The sequence below is a fragment of the Pseudoalteromonas sp. NFXS53 genome (genome assembly GCF_056629255.1).
The window spans coordinates 83969-102606 of record NZ_JBWVBR010000005.1 but is presented as its reverse complement, the minus strand read 5'-3'; the positions used below and the strand labels follow the sequence as shown (position 1 = coordinate 102606).

General features: G+C 40.5%; 15 protein-coding genes. 8 read left to right on the top strand and 7 right to left on the bottom strand.

Annotated elements, in window-relative coordinates:
* The first annotated feature begins 18 nt into the window (after positions 1-18).
* The 4 genes from AC1HJP_RS07725 to AC1HJP_RS07710 all read left to right on the top strand — a co-directional run bounded on the left by AC1HJP_RS07725 (position 19) and on the right by AC1HJP_RS07710 (position 5223).
* Positions 19-447: a CBS domain-containing protein gene (locus AC1HJP_RS07725; RefSeq protein WP_138482875.1), complete on the top strand. Its 429-nt coding sequence runs from the start codon at positions 19-21 to the stop codon at positions 445-447.
* Positions 448-567: 120 nt separating this feature from the next.
* Complete coding sequence (gene hrpA / locus AC1HJP_RS07720; RefSeq protein ID WP_480361398.1) at positions 568-4452, top strand: ATP-dependent RNA helicase HrpA; 3885 nt, start codon at positions 568-570, stop codon at positions 4450-4452.
* An 87-nt stretch (positions 4453-4539) separates the two neighbouring features.
* Positions 4540-4923, top strand: a complete 384-nt coding sequence (locus tag AC1HJP_RS07715; protein ID WP_138483044.1) for a response regulator — start codon at positions 4540-4542, stop codon at positions 4921-4923.
* A 9-nt stretch (positions 4924-4932) separates the two neighbouring features.
* A complete protein-coding gene (locus AC1HJP_RS07710) occupies positions 4933-5223 on the top strand; it encodes a PilZ domain-containing protein (protein ID WP_480361308.1) in 291 nt (96 codons plus the stop codon).
* A 65-nt stretch (positions 5224-5288) separates the two neighbouring features.
* Here AC1HJP_RS07710 and AC1HJP_RS07705 read toward each other — a convergent pair whose 3' ends face one another.
* Positions 5289-9476 carry a DEAD/DEAH box helicase gene (locus AC1HJP_RS07705; RefSeq protein WP_480361307.1) on the bottom strand — a complete coding sequence of 1396 codons (4188 nt, stop codon included), beginning with the start codon at positions 9474-9476 and terminating at the stop codon, positions 5289-5291.
* A gap of 64 nt (positions 9477-9540) precedes the next feature.
* Positions 9541-10023: an SsrA-binding protein SmpB gene (gene smpB, locus AC1HJP_RS07700; protein ID WP_058029532.1), complete on the bottom strand. Its 483-nt coding sequence runs from the start codon at positions 10021-10023 to the stop codon at positions 9541-9543.
* A gap of 140 nt (positions 10024-10163) precedes the next feature.
* On the opposite strand from smpB, the gene AC1HJP_RS07695 reads away from it, so the two are divergent.
* The gene (locus AC1HJP_RS07695; protein ID WP_480361306.1) at positions 10164-10598 is read left to right on the top strand and encodes a type II toxin-antitoxin system RatA family toxin; all 435 of its coding nucleotides are present in this window, start codon (positions 10164-10166) and stop codon (positions 10596-10598) included.
* Positions 10598-10912 carry an RnfH family protein gene (locus tag AC1HJP_RS07690; RefSeq protein WP_480361305.1) on the top strand — a complete coding sequence of 105 codons (315 nt, stop codon included), beginning with the start codon at positions 10598-10600 and terminating at the stop codon, positions 10910-10912. The genes AC1HJP_RS07695 and AC1HJP_RS07690 overlap by 1 nt, the downstream gene beginning before the upstream one ends.
* 65 nt (positions 10913-10977) lie before the next feature.
* On the opposite strand, the gene AC1HJP_RS07685 is transcribed toward AC1HJP_RS07690, so the two are convergent.
* A complete protein-coding gene (locus AC1HJP_RS07685) occupies positions 10978-11337 on the bottom strand; it encodes an outer membrane protein assembly factor BamE (RefSeq protein WP_480361304.1) in 360 nt (119 codons plus the stop codon).
* A 119-nt stretch (positions 11338-11456) separates the two neighbouring features.
* Between AC1HJP_RS07685 and AC1HJP_RS07680 the strand changes: the two genes are divergently transcribed.
* The gene (locus AC1HJP_RS07680) at positions 11457-11768 is read left to right on the top strand and encodes a GIY-YIG nuclease family protein (protein ID WP_480361303.1); all 312 of its coding nucleotides are present in this window, start codon (positions 11457-11459) and stop codon (positions 11766-11768) included.
* On the opposite strand, the gene AC1HJP_RS07675 is transcribed toward AC1HJP_RS07680, so the two are convergent.
* The 4 genes from AC1HJP_RS07675 to ilvC form a co-directional block, all read right to left on the bottom strand.
* On the bottom strand, positions 11696-12595 hold the full coding sequence (locus AC1HJP_RS07675; protein WP_480361302.1) for a M28 family peptidase: 900 nt from the start codon (positions 12593-12595) through the stop codon (positions 11696-11698). The genes AC1HJP_RS07680 and AC1HJP_RS07675 overlap by 73 nt on opposite strands.
* A complete protein-coding gene (locus tag AC1HJP_RS07670; RefSeq protein ID WP_480361301.1) occupies positions 12552-13727 on the bottom strand; it encodes a tetratricopeptide repeat protein in 1176 nt (391 codons plus the stop codon). The genes AC1HJP_RS07675 and AC1HJP_RS07670 overlap by 44 nt, the downstream gene beginning before the upstream one ends.
* 156 nt (positions 13728-13883) lie before the next feature.
* Entirely contained in the window at positions 13884-15797 is a 1914-nt protein-coding gene (locus AC1HJP_RS07665; protein ID WP_480361300.1) for a methyl-accepting chemotaxis protein, read from the bottom strand.
* Between the two features lie 147 nt (positions 15798-15944).
* Positions 15945-17414, bottom strand: a complete 1470-nt coding sequence (gene ilvC, locus AC1HJP_RS07660) for a ketol-acid reductoisomerase (protein WP_480361299.1) — start codon at positions 17412-17414, stop codon at positions 15945-15947.
* A 118-nt stretch (positions 17415-17532) separates the two neighbouring features.
* Here ilvC and ilvY point away from each other — a divergent pair, with 118 nt between their 5' ends.
* Positions 17533-18447, top strand: a complete 915-nt coding sequence (gene ilvY / locus AC1HJP_RS07655) for an HTH-type transcriptional activator IlvY (protein ID WP_480361298.1) — start codon at positions 17533-17535, stop codon at positions 18445-18447.
* The last annotated feature ends 191 nt before the right edge of the window (positions 18448-18638 follow it).

Here is an 18638-nt window from a genome sequence, read left to right as displayed (position 1 = left end):
TTTTAATGGAGCGAAATAATGCATTCAATCAAAGTAAAAGACTATTTAAATCATCGCCCAGTTACCTTCTCTCAAGATATGCGCATAGAAGCTGCAGTAGAAAAATTATTGCAAAGTGGTCAGTCAGGTGGCCCCGTTATTGATGAGAATAAGAAAGTAATAGGGTTTTTGTCAGAGCAAGATTGCTTAAAAAAGATGTTAGAAGCAACTTATCAAAATGAGTCTCACAGTGTGGTGTCTGATGTCATGAATGCCGAACCTTTTTGCGTTTCGGCTGATGACAGCATTGTACAAATGGCCGACAGAATGACTGTGAATACCCCTAAACTGTATCCGGTTTGTGATAGTGATGGCATTTTAGTTGGGGTAATTACTCGAGCACATGTTTTGTTAGCACTTGATAAACATCTGCACGATAATTATGAGTCCGGTCATCGATATGTGTAATTTGCACGCATAGCGATAGATTAAATAATCGTCCAATAGAACAACAACTTCAGTAATAGGCTCAGTAAACGGTTTTTGATATACTTGCCGCTGTTTTATTTTTAAAAGAGTGTCGTGGAAGTGAGTGTAGGACCGCTGTTTACTGAGCTAAAAACTTGCCTTAAGAAAGATCAGTTTATTTTTAAAAAACGCCTGCATGGTGTTAAAAAAATAAATGACGAGAATAAACAAAACAAAGTTATTGCTTCAATTAAGAAAGATATTGAGGCCAGTCAGTCGTTGCGTGTTACTCGCTTAGAAAACCTGCCAAAAGTAGATTACCCAGAGCAACTTCCTGTAAGCCAGAAAAAAGACGAAATAAAAAAAGCCATTGCTGAAAATCAAGTTGTGATTGTGGCGGGTGAAACGGGCTCGGGTAAAACCACACAGTTACCTAAAATTTGTTTAGAGCTAGGCCGTGGTGTTGACGGCTATATTGGTCATACTCAGCCTCGTCGATTAGCAGCAAGAAGCGTTGCAAATCGTATTGCCGAAGAACTGAATTGTGATTTAGGTGAAGAGGTTGGTTTTAAAATTCGATTTAGCGATCAGGTTGGCGACAACTCGTACGTTAAACTGATGACAGATGGTATTTTGTTGGCGGAAATTCAAAACGATCGTTATTTGAATCAGTACGATACGATTATTATTGATGAAGCCCACGAAAGAAGCCTTAACATTGATTTCATCTTAGGTTATTTAAAAAACCTTTTGCCTAAGCGTCCTGATCTAAAAGTCATTATCACATCAGCAACCATTGACCCTGAACGCTTTTCTAAACACTTCAATAATGCGCCTATCATTGAAGTATCGGGTAGAACCTATCCAGTTGAAGTGAGATATAGGCCAACACTTGATTTAGCAGGTAATGAAAGCGAAGCAGAAAACGACCAACTGCAAGGCATTTTTGACGCGGTTGATGAGTTATGTGCCGAAGGGCCGGGTGATATCCTTATTTTCATGAATGGCGAAAGAGAGATCAGAGATACCGCCGATGCGCTAGGTAAGCGAAATCTAAAGGGTGTAGAAGTCTTACCGTTATATGCCAGACTCTCTAATGCGGAGCAAAACCGTATTTTTGCCCCGCACAGCCATCGACGAATTGTTTTATCAACCAACGTAGCTGAAACATCATTGACTGTACCTGGCATTCGTTATGTGATTGACCCTGGTACTGCACGTATTAGTCGTTACAGCTATCGAACAAAAGTACAGCGTTTACCTATCGAGGCTATTTCTCAAGCCAGTGCTAATCAGCGTAAAGGCCGCTGTGGTCGTGTGGCTTCAGGTATTTGTATTCGCCTTTATTCAGAAGAAGACTTTTTAGGCCGTCCAGAGTTTACAGATCCTGAGATCCTTCGTACAAACTTAGCATCGGTTATCTTGCAAATGCTTGGCTTAGGACTTGGCGATATCAGTGAGTTTCCGTTCGTACAGGCACCTGATAGTCGTAATATCAATGACGGTATTTCCCTTCTCGAAGAGCTCGAAGCGGTTCATCCTTCAAAAAGAAGACAGCAGACCAAGCTTACTCAGTCAGGTCGTGCTTTGAGCCGCTTACCGATTGATCCTCGCTTGGCGAAAATGGTGTTGTCTGCTGAAAAGCTGGGCGCATTGCGTGAAGTCATTGTCATAGTTGCTGCCTTATCGATCCAAGATCCAAGAGAGCGCCCGCAAGATAAAAAAGGTGCATCAGATGAAAAACATGAGCGCTTTGCGCATCCTGATTCTGATTTCTTAGCATTCTTAAATTTATGGTATTACTTAGAGCAGCAGCAAGAAGAGTTAAGCCGTAGCCAATTCAGAAAGCTTTGTCAGAAAGAGTTCTTAGCCTATATGCGTATTCGCGAGTGGCAAGATATTGTTTATCAGTTGACCACAGTATGCGAAGAAATGGGTATGAAACTCACTGATAATCAGGCTGAAGTAGATAACGTTCATCAAGCCTTGCTCAGCGGTATGTTGAGTCATATTGGTTTTAAAGATGAAAAGCAGGTCTATAAAGGGGCGCGTAATAGCCAATTCCATATTTTCCCAGGCTCTAGCCTTTTCAAAAAGTCGCCAAAATGGTTGATGTCAGCAGAGTTGGTTGAAACCAGTAAGCTGTATGCCCGCATGAATGCGAAAATTGATGTGACTTGGGTGCCACCGATTGCTCAGCATTTAGTGAAGCGTAGCTTTAGCGAGCCTCACTGGGAGAAAAAGCCAGGCTGTGTGATTGCCTACGAGCAGCAAAGTCTATATGGCATGATCATCGTCTCTAAGAAGCGTACCGTATATAGTCAAATTGACCCAGTCGTCAGCCGCGAATTATTCATTAAAGAAGCGCTGATTGCAGATCAACTCGGGCAACAAGAAGGCTTTTTGAAATATAACCAAGATCTAATTGATGAAATCCACACGCTTGAGAAAAAAGCCCGTCGTAGAGATATCTTAGTCGACGAAATTACTTTGTTTGAGTTCTACGATGAGAAAATTCCACAAGACGTAAATAACCGTGCTGCGTTCAACCATTGGTGGAAAAAACAAAAGCAAAAAGATAAGCGCTACTTGCATATGTCTCGTGACTATTTAATGCAACATGGGGCGGAGCAGATCACTGAGTTTGATTATCCTGATACGTGGCAACAAGGTAATTTAATTCTGCCTTTGAGTTATCATTTTGAGCCGGGACAGCCTGTTGACGGTGTTACGGTTAACATTCCTTTGGCACTGCTTAACCAAGTTCAAGATGAAGGGTTTGACTGGCATATTCCAGCACTCAGACACGAACTTATATGTGGTCTCATCAAAAGCTTGCCGAAAACCTTAAGAAGAAATTTTGTTCCAGCACCAAATTATGCTGATGCGGTTTTAGCGAGTGTTGAGCCGATGCAAGGGCGCTTAATTGATGCACTTAGCAATCGTCTACTGAAAATGACAGGGGTTCGTGTTGCTGAAGAGCAATGGGATACCAGCACGTTAGATACGCATTTAGTAATGCAATTTGAAGTGGTTGACGAGAAAAATAAGGTTTTAGCTCACGGTAAAGATTTGCTGAAATTAAAAGCGCAATTACAAGGTCAAGTAACAAGTACACTGTCTAAAGTGGCAGAGCAGGGCATTGAACAAAGCGATCTCACACAATGGGAGTTTGGCGAGTTACCAAAAGAGTACACTAAGAAGCAAGGGAACTACGAAATCAAAGCATTCCCTGCGCTGGTAGATAAAAAGTCTAGTGCTGCCATTGAATTATTCGATAATGAATTAAAAGCACAAGCTGCACATCAGCGAGGGTTAAGGAGACTGGTGTTATTAAATGTACCGTCACCAATTAAATACTTGCAGCAGCATTTACCAAACAAGGCCAAACTGGGCTTGTACTTTAATCCGTTTGGTAAAATACAAGACTTGATTGATGACTGTATTGCCTCTGGTGTGGATGCCTTGTTACAAAAACATGGCGATATACGAGACGAGCAAGCGTTTGAGCAGGTAAAAGAGTTTATCCGTGGTGAGCTAGGTGATGCCGTGGTTGAAATTGCCACTCAGGTAGAGCAAGTGTTAAGCGTTGCACATGCAATTAATAAGCGTATGAAAGGCAAGGTTGACTTAACCATGATCACCGCACACGGTGACATCAAGTCACAGCTTGAATCTCTTGTTTTTAGAGGGTTTGTGAGTAAACATGGGGCTGAGAAACTCAATGATTTACTGCGTTATATGAAAGCTATTGAGCGTCGTTTAGAAAAGCTGCCTGTTGATCCAAATAGAGACAGGTTGTGTACATTAGAGTTAGATAAAGTAGCTCAGGAGTATCAGAAAAAACTGGCGAAAATTCCAAAAGGTTTACCGGTTCCAAAAGAACTTGAAAATATTTTTTGGATGCAGCAGGAACTAAGAGTGTCTTTGTTTGCTCAAACATTAGGAACACCTTATGCAATTTCAGCTAAGCGTGTACTTAATGCACTTAAAGAGTGTGATTAATTGTCAATTCGCCTTGCAATTTGAGCTAGGCGAATTACCTTAATAAGAGGAACTAAATTGAGTATTGAAAAGGAAGTAGCATTGCCAATGACAACTCAAGTAAAAGCAAAACCAACGCCGCATGTGTTGGTGGTTGATGATGAATATTTTAATTTTGAAATGCTCACCACAGCGCTATCGAGTAACTTTGAGCTCAGTTATGCTGACTCAGGCAAGTCATGTTTGTCATCGGCTATCGCGAACCCACCTGATGCTATTTTACTCGATGTCTGTATGCCTGGTCTTGATGGCTATGATACTTGTCGGCTATTGAAAAATACGCCAGAAACAAAAGACATTCCAATAGTCATGTTATCAGGGCTTGAGTCTGAGCAAGAGCAACAAGCCGGATTCGAAGCTGGGTGCGATGCTTACGTAGTAAAACCTTTTTCAATGCAACAATTACTAGAAAAACTAAAATCAATGGTTTAGGAGTACTCTATGTTGCACGAAGATAAACGCCGCTTTATGCGTATGATGGTCAATGCTGAGGCAAAAATTTCAGTTTTAGAACAACAGCTCACTTTGGTTGGTAAGTGCTTGGATTTGAGTGCGACAGGTCTTTCCATAGCAGTTGAGCAACCACTAGAGGTCGATACCATACTCGATATTCATATCAATTCTAGCAGTGCCAGTATCCCACCTTTGAATGCCCACACTAAGGTCGTTCGCTGTGCGCAAGATGAGCAAGGTCAATATGTGTTAGGTGTTGAAATCGTTCAATTTAACTAAGAATATTCGTTCTTTGATACTGGTGATTGAAGATGCTTTTTAAGCCCTCAATCACCAAACCTTACTTAAAACGTTTCTTTTAACAAACCAAGTAATTCTTGCACACTCAGTGCATCTATTGCATTCCCCTCATCAAGTAACTTATCAGCGAGTTCTTTTTTATGTTCATGCAAGGCGAGTATTTTTTCTTCAATGGTTTGCTCAGCAACTAATCGATAAACTGTAACAGGCTTTGTTTGTCCAATGCGATGTGCGCGATCAGAAGCTTGGGCTTCAACTGCGGGGTTCCACCAAGGATCAAGATGGATAACATAATCAGCTGCGGTAAGGTTTAATCCTGAGCCACCGGCTTTTAAGCTTATTAAGAATATTTCACCTTCACCACGTTGGAACGCGTTAACACTTTGTTTGCGCTGTTCTGCAGGGGTTGCACCATCTATATAGTGGAAAGGTATTTGCTGTGCCTCTAACAACGTTTTAACCGCTTGCAAGCTACCAATGAACTGGCTGAATATCAGGGCTTTGTGTTTATTTTCTCTAAGTTCACTCAGCAACAGAGTTAGTTGTTTTAACTTTGAACTTTCGATATCTGTATCTGGAGATACTAAAGAGGGGTTACTACACGCCTGCCTTAGCTTGGTTAGTTCAGCAAAAATCTGCATGCGCTGTGTTGCTATACTTTGCTCTTTTTGAACTGCAGCTAGTTTTTCGACGGCATTGACTCTTATTGCTTCATATAAATGTCTTTCTTGCTCATTGAGTGGCACATGAATATCTATATGTGTGCGTGGCGGCAGTTCAGTTAATACCTCAGATTTTAGTCGTCTAAGAATAAAAGGTTTTAACAGTGTTTTTAAACCAAAGGCGGCTTTTTTGGCCTTAATAGGGTCTTCATCACTTTGCTCAATAGGTTGAGCGAAGCGGCGGTTAAAGGTCTTTAAGTTTCCTAATAACCCGGGGTTTACAAATCTAAATAAGCTCCAAAGTTCACTTAAATTGTTTTCAAGCGGCGTACCTGTGGTGATCATTCTAAACTCGGCCTTTAAAGCGCAAGCAGCTTGTGATCTTTGCGATAACGGGTTTTTAAGTGCTTGTGCTTCATCAGCCACAATTGTTTGCCAGGTAATGGGCTTAAGTATATCAATATGACGCTGCAACATGGCATAGCTGATAATCAAGCAATCATTGCCAGTGAGCGCTTCAACATATTCAGCTGTGGGGTTTTCCGCAAAGTTGAAAACACTCAAAGTGGGTGTAAATTTCTTTGCTTCTTGTTGCCAATTAAAACAGACCGAAGTGGGGGCAATGATCAACGTTGGCCCTTGCGAGGCGCGAGCTTGGATGACAGCTAGCGCTTGTAATGTTTTACCTAGGCCCATGTCATCCGCTAAACATGCGCCAGCGCCCCAGTGGGCTAACTTCATTGCCCACTGAAAGCCCTCAATTTGATAGTGTCGTAAATCAGCATTTAAATAAGGCGAAAGCTTTGGTTGTAACTTCTCAGCTTCAAACATACGTTGGGTTTGTTGTTCCCAGCTATGCAAGGTTTTCATGCGCATGCCAGACATAGCTTCATTAATCACTTTGCCTGCAAGTGGATGAAACTGTCCGTGCTCACTAGCCATATTGATGGTATCGAGTCGGGCTTTTAATTGCTCTGATAAGCACAAGACTTGATCAGACTCTAGCTTGATAAAGCGGCTACCACTTTGCTCGGCTAATTGCAGTAAATGCTTAACGGCAATCACTTTGTCATCATCTAGTTGTAGCTCACCTTGTAAATTAAACCATTCATTTTGGCGATACATTGCAAGCTGTAAATGCTGCGTTTGCAACTCCGGAGACAGAGAAAGCGTTTTACCTTTCGGCCATCGTAATAATAAAGGTAATGAGGTCTGCTCTTGTTTGCTTACCTCTTCGAGCTTTAATAATACTTCATACGCATCTTGAGGTACTGACACTTTAAGCTGATTATCTGCCATCGCTTTAAAGGCGGGGCAGAGTACGTCTAAACGCTCCAGTAACTGCTGTTCAAACGCTAAGTCTCGAGAAGTGGTTAGCCGCTCATGCTTTATTAATGCAGAGATATGCTTTGCGCCGATAGCCGGTTTAAAAGCTGGACCTTCTTCACCTAATGGCATCACGATACATGTAAACACTAAACCTTCTTGATAGGGCTGTATGTTGATAACAAGTTTATTATTCGCAGTGATTGGTTTGGTGGTTGATGCTTGGCTATCTGCTACTGATTTATTGTCTAAACTACTTTGAATATCAATCAAAGGCGCTATGGCTTGCACACTTTGCAACAGCTCTGCTTCGGCTGAAATAGGCAGAACAAGCCCTTCTTCTCGGATGATACGAGCCACTTTTAAATGCTCTGTTTCAAAGATGCTAAAGCCGTATTCATCAGGCTGTATTTGATAAAAAGAGAAAACAGGGGCTTCGCGTTCTAATGATTTGGGTAAATGACTGATTGAAACATGGATCTCTTGTTGATGCTTGTCGATAAGCACAGCGGGGGAGTGTTCAGAAACACTAATAGGCATCGTAAAGTCATCGTTGAGATAAATGTTCGGTGCGCCTTTGATTGCCCTGAGGGCTTTAAGACCCGTTAACTGATACTGAGTGTCTGTACCTCGGTAATCTTCAAAAGAAAGCTTTTCAATAGCTTGAATGATGGTTTTGTCTTTTACAGTTAAGCAGTTTAATAAACTTGATGATTCTACTAGCCGTTTGGCTGAAATTGGTTTTCCTTTACTCCAACCCTGAGCCGAGTTAGTTTGTATTCGGGCAGTGAAGTAGGAGTGTTCATCTGCAAAGTGTAATTCCCAAATCAACCGCTCATCGTTATTCGATTGGTCACTATCGGCTTGCGATAGGTTAGTTAGCGCTTTCAGTTGCGATAAGGCTCTATCCCACCTTGGCTTGGCTTTAACGCTTTGGGTAAAATCAATTGAAAGTGTTGTCGCTTCATGACGTAGTTGTCGAGTAAGGTTGGCAAATAGAGACAGCTCGCCTTGCTCAAAATTGCTCACGAGCGTATTGATCTGTTCTTTATTTAAATTTGCAGTTTTAGCAGTCCAACACTGAGCGTAGAGGGTGAGCAAAGCCGCGATATTTTCTGAAAATGCCGAGTGTTTAACGTTGTTTATCACGTCATGTAAATAAGCAGGTTCTGACTTCTGAATAGCTTGAGTCAGCTCAATGAATATAGACGCGATGAGTTTGTCGAATGAGTCTGAATGCTTATTATTTTTTTGCTGTTTGCATAACTCAATGAGTTTTGTCAGTTTACTTGGCTGATTGTCGGCACCTTGTAATAGCAGCGCAAACTTTTGGAATAACCCAAACATACCAAGTAAGTAGTCTGACTTCTTTCCATATAGTTTGTTTTTTAGCTTAATGGCTTGTTCGAATTCATCAACTGATTCATTCATTTTTCCGTTGAACAAACTTATCGTGGCCAGTATTTGCCTGTGATACACCGACTTTGCTTCGCCTGCTAATAAGACTTCAGCTTGCTTAAATTCACCTTGGAGTACTAAATACTCGACATAGAGCAATTTGAGCGGTAAAAATTGACAATGTTGGATCACACTTTTAAGTAAATTAAGCGGGTAGCTGAGCGATGCGCCTTTTTGTTTTCTAAACGCTAACCAAGTCGCAAATGCTTGATACTGAATGGTTTCAGGCAGTTCTGAAAAAGCCGATTCGTTGAAAGGCATAAAGCAACATTCAAGCAGAATTTGGTTTCTTTTATGGTCGATTGCTTGGGGGTTTTTATCTAGACGAAGATGTTTTTCTAGGCTCTTAAATTCTTTGAGATAGAAATAGTCGCGGGCGAGCCTTTGCTCATCTTGGAAGGTTTTCTCCCAATCGTATAGCTGTAAAACGGGCACAACGTCTTCAGCGAGCTTTAGAATGGGTAAAAAGCTCCCTTGTTGAATGCTTAGATCTGTTAATTTATTTGCAAGAAGCGGATTGACCTTGTGAACATCGTCTTTTGCACTGAATAGTCCACTTTGCGCTAACACTTCAATATCAGGGTTGCTCAATCGCAATAAGTTAGCAGGCCAATCAACCTGAGTTTGGTTACTTAGCTTTCTGCAAAGCTGATTAATATGCCCACGGCTCAGTGGTTTATAAACGACGGCCAATACCAGCAACAGCTTTTGTTGTTCAATGTTGAGTGTTTCGTATAGTTGAAACAATAGATTTTGTTGCTGTGCACTATGTTCTGAAATAAGCATGTGGGTTTGGCGTCGTTTGAAAAAATAAACCCCAGCATGCTGGGGTTTAGAGTAATTTTATTGTTTATCTGGCTTTATGCTTCATTAAGCGCTCTTTATCGCGCGACCAGTCTTTGTCTTTGATATCGGCGCGCTTATCGTGCATCTTCTTACCTTTGGCTAAATGGAACTCCAATTTAACCCAGCACTTTTTCCAATACATTGCAGTTGCAATCAGTGAAAAGCCATCGCGCTCAGTTGCACCAATCAATCTATCTAGTTCACGCTTCTTGAGAAGCAGTTTACGATATCGCATTGGATCACAAATTACGTGAGTTGATGCACTGTTTAATGGTTGGATTTGAGCACCAAGTAAAAATGCTTCGCCGTCTTTAAGATGAATATAAGTATCAGAGATATTAACTTTACCTGCTCGGATACTTTTAACTTCCCAGCCTTGTAGTTCAATACCTGCTTCGAACTTATCGTGTAAAAAATACTCGTGTCGCGCTTTTTTGTTTAGCGCGATGGTATTGCTGTTTGCTTTTGGTGATTTTTTCTTTGCCATAATGGCGTAGTCTACCTACAAATGATCTGATTAAACAGGGCTTTTTTAGCTTTGTTACTTATTTTTACGCACTCATGCTTTGTAAACAAGATAATTATTAAAAAGCTTGCTAAAATCGCGTCAAAGCAAGTGGAGTAGCTATGCCGCAGATTGAAAAAAGTGCGCTGGTAATGTACAGCAGCCAAGAAATGTTTGACTTAGTCAATGATGTAAATGCGTACCCTGCATTTTTACCAAATTGTTCCAACGCAAAAATTATTTCTGAGGATGCGTCTTCAATGACCGCCAGTCTAGAAATATCGAAAGCGGGCCTTAAAAAGTGGTTCACAACAAATAATCGTTTAGCTGGCAACAAAGTTGAGATGAAATTGGTCGACGGCCCATTCAAATCACTAAATGGTTATTGGGAGTTTACAGAGCTTGATGAGCAAGCATGTAAAGTGTCCTTAAAACTTGAGTTTGAATTTGCCAGTAAATTAATTGAGATGGCATTCGGTAAAGTATTTAACGAAGTTGCTAAGAATATGGTTGTTGCATTTACACAACGCGCTAAGACAGTGTATGGAGTGAGATAATGATCAAGGTTGAAGTTGTTTTTGCATTACCAGACACCGCAACCTCACTCTCAGTCGATGTTGCCGAAGGGTCGACGGCTGAGCAAGTGGTGTTACAATCAGGTATCGCTGATAAGTGTCCTGAAATCGATCTGTCAAATTTGTCACTGGGTATTTGGAACCGAACCGTCAAAAATCACCAGGTAGTGAAAGAAGGAGATAGAATTGAAATCTATCGCCCTTTAATTGCCGATCCTAAAGCAGCAAGAAGACAAAGAGCTGAAAAAGCGAAAGAAGAAGGTCGTGCCAACAAAATAACCGGTGGCAGAGCATAATTATTTATAAGAGAATCAAAAAAAGGGCTTTAAGCCCTTTTTTCATTTAGGAAAGTAGATGTTAATTATTGCTCGAGTGGGATATTAAACTCTTCTGGCTCTTCAAAATCACCACTAATGCGCGCTAGGCGACCATTCTCAAAATAAACTACTAGAGATTTTCTATGCTCAGAATCACGACCAATATTAAGCGTGTAGCTATAGTGCCAGCTGTCATTTGAAAAAGCATCTTTTGCAACTGGGCTACCCAAAACATAAAGCACTTGCTCTTGAGTCATTTGAACGCGAAGTTTATCAACATCACTTTGTTCTAAAAAGTTGCCTTGAGGAATACTAATTCGATATACCCAACTTGAACAGCCAGACAACATAACAGTCATAACTACTGCACTTAGCCAAACAGCGAGGGATTTTTTTACTAGCATTTATTTTTTGATCCTTATTCTTTTATTGTTTGCATCATACCGATTGCGTACAGAAGGTAAAGTTTCTTGATACACTTTGACGGCATGAAGTTAAAAAAGTTTCTTAATAGGAAAAAAAAGTGGCCCAAGAGATAAAGGTTTGGTCTATTTACATCGTCGAAAGTAGGTTGGGGCATTGGTATACGGGGATCACCAATAATGTTGACGCTCGTGTTGAGGCACATAATGCTGGTAGAGGCGCAAAAAACCTAAAAGGCAAAGCGCCCATCAAATTGATTTATAGTAAAGCAGTCGGTGATAAAAGTACTGCTGCTAAATTAGAGTGGCATCTTAAAAAGCTAAACAAAGTTCAAAAGATTCAATTTGTGGAGTCTAATGGCACTTGCGCTAATGAGGCGATAAAGTCACTGATAGACTCAACCACAGTTTGATACTTTTCAAAGTTCATATTGTCTAATGTATCTTTTTTAGTGTGATGTTTATCATCAATCCCCATACCAAAGTAGATATAAGGCACTTTCTTTAAACTAAACGCGTAATGATCACTGGCCTTATGCCAGTTGATGCGATTGTCATTGAGCTTTTTGTGCAGTCTAAACTGAGACGAAGTAGAAAATAGCTTAAATGGATGTTCTTGTTGTTTAAATTGTTCAATGTACTTTTTGGCTTTTTTATCATGAAGTGCGTACAGAGTGTTTCTGTTATTAATGGCTAACATATCCAAATTAATATTTAAGGCATAACCATTAATGTCAGTCTCACTCACATAATGCTTGGCACCATAGAGCCCTTTTTCTTCCGCGTCGCTAGCTAAAAATATTATGTCACTAAACCGAGTTTGCTCTTTTAATACTTCTGCTATTGCTAATAATGCGGCAGTACCTGTCGCATTATCATTGGCGCCTGCATAGAAGCTACTTTCTCGTCCTCCTAAATGGTCATAGTGGGCGGTGATGACTAACTTTTTGCCACACTGGTCGACAGTGCAGGGTAACGTCGCGATGACATTGTGGCCTAGCTTTTTGCTAAAGAACCCACTTTTAAATTCAAAACTCTGATAATTAACTTCAATACCTAAATTCTGAAAACGATTGTATAAAAATTGAGCTGTGATATTGGGGGTCGGGCTGCCGGCTTCTCTTCCTTGATGCTCTGGGCTGGTTAAAACACTCATATCTTCATACAAACGCGTCGACGCGCTGGCAGCATTGGCGTTAGCGACTAGCCAAATACTTAAAAGCAGCCAGCTTACCTTCATAGCGTCGTTTATCGTGAGTGAACTCTGCGTTTTTAAGCGCCAGTTTGAGATAACGTTTTGCACGACTGAGGTTTCCTTTGTAATAATAGACTTTAGCTAAGCCAAAATAACTGTCATGAAGGTCATTATCAAGCTTCCTCGCTTCATTAAAAAAGAGTAGTGCTTTGTTTAGCTCATTTTTAGCTATGGCTTCATTACCTTTTACTATCATATAGAAAGGGTTGTTTTTACGCTTGTTTTCTAACTTAGTTTCGATCTCGAATGCCAATTCATCTCGGTTAGTTAAACGGTATAACAGAGCAGTATTTCCCAAAGCAGTGTTGTTATTTGGGTCAACAATCAAAGCGTGTTCGTAGGTTCTTTCTGCAAGGTCGTGCATGTTGTTTATACGGTAGAGTATCCCAAGATTTCCCCAAGCACCTGAGTAAGCAGGGTCCAGTTCAATTGCAGCTTTAAAATAGCTAAAAGCTAAGTCATATTCAGCTCTGATCATATGCATTGCACCGCGGTTGTTGTAAAACATAGCGGTGATCCTGTCTTTACTGATTTTGCTCGTTTTAAATTTTTGCTCTCTACTGTTAGGGTCAAAGTCTACGGTGATCGAGGTGGGCTCTAAAAAGAATATTTTATTTGCTTCATCTCTTTGGGGGACTTTCTTAATAACGAGATTAACATGGCCAGTCAGTAGGCTATAACCTTGGCTTTGATCCCAATACTCTGGAATATGAACACGTTGAAATTGTGTTGAGAGACCTAAATGCTCTGCGAGGCTATGCGCTAAGATTGAAAGAGAAAGACAATTTGCATTGAGGTTATAAAAAGCATCAGATGCGACTAGATTAGCGCCACTTTGATAAGCTAGTGTACTGTCTCCATTATCCATTAAAAAATTGAGTAGTTGCTTGGCTTGTCGTATTGGAGATGCTTTGTCTTTAATATAGTGGTCAAGCTGCGTTTTTATGTCTTCATTGAGAGCAAAAACGTCATCTTGAGAGACAATCTCTTTTTGTTCAAATACCGATGTGTTTATTAGTGCGTAATTAATCTCAGGTGTATTGGATTGGGTGCTCTGACATCCTGCTAAATTGAGTAATAGCAACAATGCAATTAGTGTTGATGAAATGTGCTTCATACATAACCCCTTACAGCTAGTCATTATTTAAGCCTAGATGAAGAAATGGGGTTGTTGTATTTTTAATCGTTACAAATTATTACGCTTGATTCGTTAGTTTATAAAAAAAGAGCAGATTTAATGCTGCTCTTTTTAGAAAAAGTAAATACGTTTTAATTACTTACTATCGAAACTCACAACTAAACCATCGAGTGTTTTCGCTGACTCGGCGAGGGCTTCAATAGCTTGTGAAATTGCTTGCGTTTCATCGACAACGTTATCGCTAGCAGCGCTAATCTGCTCAATGTTTAGTCCCACTTCAGCAACGACATTGCTTTGCTCCTCGGTCGCAGCAGCGATTAAGGTTGTCATATCATTGATCTGATTTGATGTTTCGCTGACGTCTTTTAGAAGATCTACAGAGTTTTGCATACTCATAACACTCTGCTCAGCTTGACTTCTAGATTGCGTGATTTGTGACACAATATTTTCTGCGGCAAAAGTGAGTTCATTAATGGTGTTATGGATCTCATCAGTAGATTGAGACGTTCTACTTGCCAATGCACGCACTTCATCCGCTACCACTGCAAAACCACGACCATGCTCACCAGCTCGTGCTGATTCAATTGCAGCGTTCAGCGCCAGCAAGTTTGTTTGCTCTGAGATCCCTCTGATCACCTCTACAATACTTGCAATTGAGCGGGTTCGCTCAACGAGTGAGTTAACTTGTTCTGCCATACTATTTATGTCATCCGCAAGTTGACCTAATGTGATCTGAGATTGGGCAATTTCTTGTTCACTGTGCTTAACCGTATTTTTACTCGATTCAGTCAATTGTGCAGAGTTATTTGCATTGCCTGCGATCTCTTGCACCGTTGCGCCCATTTCATTAATCGCTGCCGCTACAGATAATGTTTGAGACTTTTGTTCATTAAGGGCATGGCAAGTTCGATTACTTTGCTCTGTTAGTTTCAGGCTGGTGGCACGAATCTCATGGCTTTCATTTGCCACTTGTTTGATGGCTTGCTCTATCTTGGCAATAAACTGATTAAAGCCATCACTTAGCTCTTGCAGCTCTGGCTGTGTTGATTCTGGTAGTCGATAATTTAGTCTTGCATCGCCACTGCCTAAGTTGGCAAATAGTTGAGCAATTTTTGAAAGTGGGGCTGCCAATGTGCGCGCTAAGAAAAAGCTGACTAAGCAAGCAAAAATTGCAATGATGCTGGCATACCCCACAATCTGCCATTGCAGACTACGTATTTCGGTATAAACCTCATGCTCTGGTACTTGTGCCACAACATATAAATTAGTGCCTTTGATTGGCTGACTTGCAATCACTTGTGCTTCATTATTCAAAGTAACATTAATCAGGTTTGACGCGTTATTTTGTAAAAGTGCGTTGGAATTTGCACTGCCATACAAGTCTTTCAAAGACTGTGCTTGAGTTGAGCGACTATCAGGAAACAACTTAATTGCGCCAGTATTATCAACGACGAAAACAAACCCAGTTTGCTCAAGTGTGAATTGACTGAGCATGCTCTGCATATCAGTGACACTTTTCGCAAGGCCTGCCAAACCAATACCATTCAACTGCTGGTGGTTCACGAACATATTCACTGCACCAGTGGTTTCTCTGAAAATGCTGATTGAGTAAGCTTCGCCTGATTGAGTAAATCCATAAAACCAGCCATCTTCTTGATGGTTCAAAACACGCAAGAATCCGTGTTGATTCCAATACTCAGCTGTTTCACGGTTTGCCCATGACGCGGTTGCTAAGTCAAACTGTTGTGCAATACGTTGTAATTCAGAGACAAGTAGGGTGTCATCCTGTCGATGATTTTTAGCATTGGCAAGAATAAATTGATTGCTTGAAAGCAGCTCTGCAGCATCTTTCATTTGTGCAATTTGCTTCTCAATCGATTTGCTTATGTTTTCTACTTTGCTAGGCAATTCAGAGTGTAACATGCGTCTTTCGACCATGCCTTTTGCCTGATAGGTAGAGATAACCCCGATGAGTAATGCAACTATAATTGCAATTAAACTTCCGAGGAGTGAGATTTTTACTGTAATGGATAAACTATTCGCTTTCATATTACTTATTTTGATAACGAGTTAAGTAATTATTCTAGCATAGGAATTCTTATCTACTATTGAAGTTTATTTAAAATTGTAAACAAATAGTAAAAAAGCCCAAAACTTTACAGTTATTGGGCTTGGTTTCTAACAAGCGAAACGTTTCTAAACAATTTTTTTCATTGCTGACATGTAACCGCGTAATGTCTCACCCACTTTTTCTACAGGATGATTGCGAATTGCGCTATTTACCGAAATTAATGCTTGGTTATCAACAAAGTTATCTGAACTTAACCCTTCTCCAATGACATCAGTTTCAATCTCTTTCATAAAATCTTGAAGTAGTGGTAAACACGCATGGTTATATAAATAACAACCATATTCTGCCGTATCTGAAATAGTACGATTCATTTCGAATAGTTTCTTACGTGCAATTGTGTTTGCAATTAACGGCGTTTCGTGAAGCGACTCATAATATGCAGACTCTTCAATAATGCCTGCGGCAGTCATGGTCTCAAACGCAAGTTCAACACCTGCTTTTACCATAGCAACCATTAAAATACCTTTGTCGAAGAAAGCTTGTTCAGAAATTTCTTCAGCCATATTTTCTTGCTTTTCGAATGCAGTTTCAGCGGTTTCTGCGCGCCACGAAAGAAGCTTGGCGTCGTCTTCTGCCCAATCGGCCATCATGCCGCTTGAGAATTCGCCGCTGATGATGTCGTCCATATGTTTGTTGTACAGAGGACGCATGATTTGCTTTAGCTCTTCACTTAGCTCAAATGCTTTCACTTTTGCTGGGTTGCTTAAGCGGTCCATCATATTGGTGATACCGCCATGTTTAAGTGCTTCTGTAATGACTTCCCAACCGTATTGAATAAGTTTTGACGCATACGCCGCATCAATACCCTTTTCTACCATCTTATCGAAACAAAGTAATGAGCCTGTTTGTAACATACCGCAAAGGATAGTTTGTTCACCCATTAGGTCTGACTTTACTTCGGCGATAAAAGAAGACTTAAGAACGCCAGCTCTGTGTCCACCAGTACCCGCAGCATAGGCTTTCGCTTGCTCAAGGCCTTTACCTTCAGGGTCATTCTCAGGGTGAACGGCGATAAGTGTCGGTACACCAAAGCCACGTTTATACTCTTCACGTACTTCAGTACCCGGACACTTAGGTGCAACCATGATCACAGTGATGTCTTCACGGACTTGCATACCTTCTTCAACAATATTGAAGCCATGAGAATATGCCAGTGTTGAGCCTAGTTTCATCAGTGGCATAACCGCTTCAACGACACTGGTGTGTTGTTTGTCTGGGGTAAGGTTAAGCACTAAGTCCGCAGTAGGAATAAGTTCTTCATAAGTGCCAACGGTAAAACCGTTTTCTGATGCATTAACGAACGAAGCCCGCTTTTCAGCAATCGCAGAATTGCGCAGGGCATAACTGACATCTAACCCTGAATCACGTAAGTTTAAACCTTGGTTTAGACCTTGTGCGCCACAACCAACGATTACTAGCTTTTTACCTTCAAGAGCTGCTACGCCATTTTCAAATTCTTTTGGGTTCATAAACTCGCATTGAGCAAGTTGTGCTAACTGTTCGCGTAAAGGAAGAGTATTAAAATAATTCGCCATGTTAGAGCCTTTATAGAAAATAAGTGTTTGTCTAGATACGAGTTTGAGAATAGGGGGTAGTTTTGATTTCGTAAAATGATATATTTGAATTACTGTGTTTCAATTTTTGAAATGTAAAATGGACCATAAACAACTTAAGTATTTCTTAGCCCTGGCAGATACCCTACATTTTGGCCGAGCAAGTAATCTTTGCTTTATTAGTGCGCCAACACTGAGCCGGCAAATTAAACAATTAGAAGAAGAAGTCGGCGTGCCTTTATTTATAAGAGATAACCGCAGTGTGTCATTAACTTCTCAAGGAAAAGCCTTTGTTGACTATGCCAATGCAACGCTAAATCAATGGCGGCTTTTTAAAGGGCAATGTCAAACTGAGCAACAGGTTTTATCGGGAGAAGCTGACTTATATTGTTCTGTGACGGCAAGTTATAGCTATATATATAAGTTGTTTGCGGCATTCCGTAAAAAATACCCAGATGTTGAATTGAACCTAAATACTGGCGACCCCGCGCTTTCAATATCGAACGTCCAAGCTGAAAAAGCGGATTTAGCCGTAGCAGTTAAACCAAGGGAACTACCAGCAGGCCTTGCTTATACAAAGCTAGGTGAAGCTAAGTTGCTCATGATAGCGCCGACTATGGAGAGTCCACTTTCCGAAACTATAAATGCAATGACTACACTGACACTTGATTGGTCAAAGCTCGAATATATTGTGCCTGAGCAGGGGGTATTAAAAGAAAGACTTGATGAGTTCTGTGTCGAGCAAAGCTTTAAGCCGAAAGTCTATGCGCATGTATCAGGTCATGAGGCAATCGTGGCCCTTGTCAGTTTGGGGTTTGGCATCGCTTTAGTACCAGATGTTGTTTTATCTCAAAGCCCTTTTAAGCAGCAAGTGAGAGTATTACCTATTAATAGCGGTAACACTGATATAGAAATTGGTTTAATAGCTAAATCTACAAGGTTAAAAGACCCTGTGAATTTGGCTATTTGGCAGACTGCACAACAAATATTTAATGATGGCATCGAGAATAATTGATAATAGCACAATAAATATAAAGTAATTGATATTGATTCTCATAAAGGTTATTGAATTGCCTTTTTAAAAAATCATGATTATCTTATTGATTTTAAAGTTTTTATTTTGGTTTCTTAATGGGTTTGAGAATATTTTTCGCACTCTTTTTTGACAAAAGTACTATTTATGACAGTGTAAATAATATTGATTGT

Bases quoted from the DNA above. Each gene is read 5' to 3' on its own strand.
- AC1HJP_RS07715 (WP_138483044.1), top strand. From the start codon at position 4,540: ATGACAACTCAAGTAAAAGCAAAACCAACGCCGCATGTGTTGGTGGTT.
- AC1HJP_RS07710 (WP_480361308.1), top strand. From the start codon at position 4,933: ATGTTGCACGAAGATAAACGCCGCTTTATGCGTATGATGGTCAATGCT.
- AC1HJP_RS07695 (WP_480361306.1), top strand. From the start codon at position 10,164: ATGCCGCAGATTGAAAAAAGTGCGCTGGTAATGTACAGCAGCCAAGAA.
- AC1HJP_RS07670 (WP_480361301.1), bottom strand. From the start codon at position 13,727: ATGAAGCACATTTCATCAACACTAATTGCATTGTTGCTATTACTCAAT.
- smpB (WP_058029532.1), bottom strand. From the start codon at position 10,023: ATGGCAAAGAAAAAATCACCAAAAGCAAACAGCAATACCATCGCGCTA.
- ilvY (WP_480361298.1), top strand. From the start codon at position 17,533: ATGGACCATAAACAACTTAAGTATTTCTTAGCCCTGGCAGATACCCTA.
- AC1HJP_RS07725 (WP_138482875.1), top strand. From the start codon at position 19: ATGCATTCAATCAAAGTAAAAGACTATTTAAATCATCGCCCAGTTACC.
- AC1HJP_RS07675 (WP_480361302.1), bottom strand. From the start codon at position 12,595: ATGAAGGTAAGCTGGCTGCTTTTAAGTATTTGGCTAGTCGCTAACGCC.
- AC1HJP_RS07705 (WP_480361307.1), bottom strand. From the start codon at position 9,476: ATGCTTATTTCAGAACATAGTGCACAGCAACAAAATCTATTGTTTCAA.
- AC1HJP_RS07690 (WP_480361305.1), top strand. From the start codon at position 10,598: ATGATCAAGGTTGAAGTTGTTTTTGCATTACCAGACACCGCAACCTCA.
- AC1HJP_RS07685 (WP_480361304.1), bottom strand. From the start codon at position 11,337: ATGCTAGTAAAAAAATCCCTCGCTGTTTGGCTAAGTGCAGTAGTTATG.
- ilvC (WP_480361299.1), bottom strand. From the start codon at position 17,414: ATGGCGAATTATTTTAATACTCTTCCTTTACGCGAACAGTTAGCACAA.
- AC1HJP_RS07665 (WP_480361300.1), bottom strand. From the start codon at position 15,797: ATGAAAGCGAATAGTTTATCCATTACAGTAAAAATCTCACTCCTCGGA.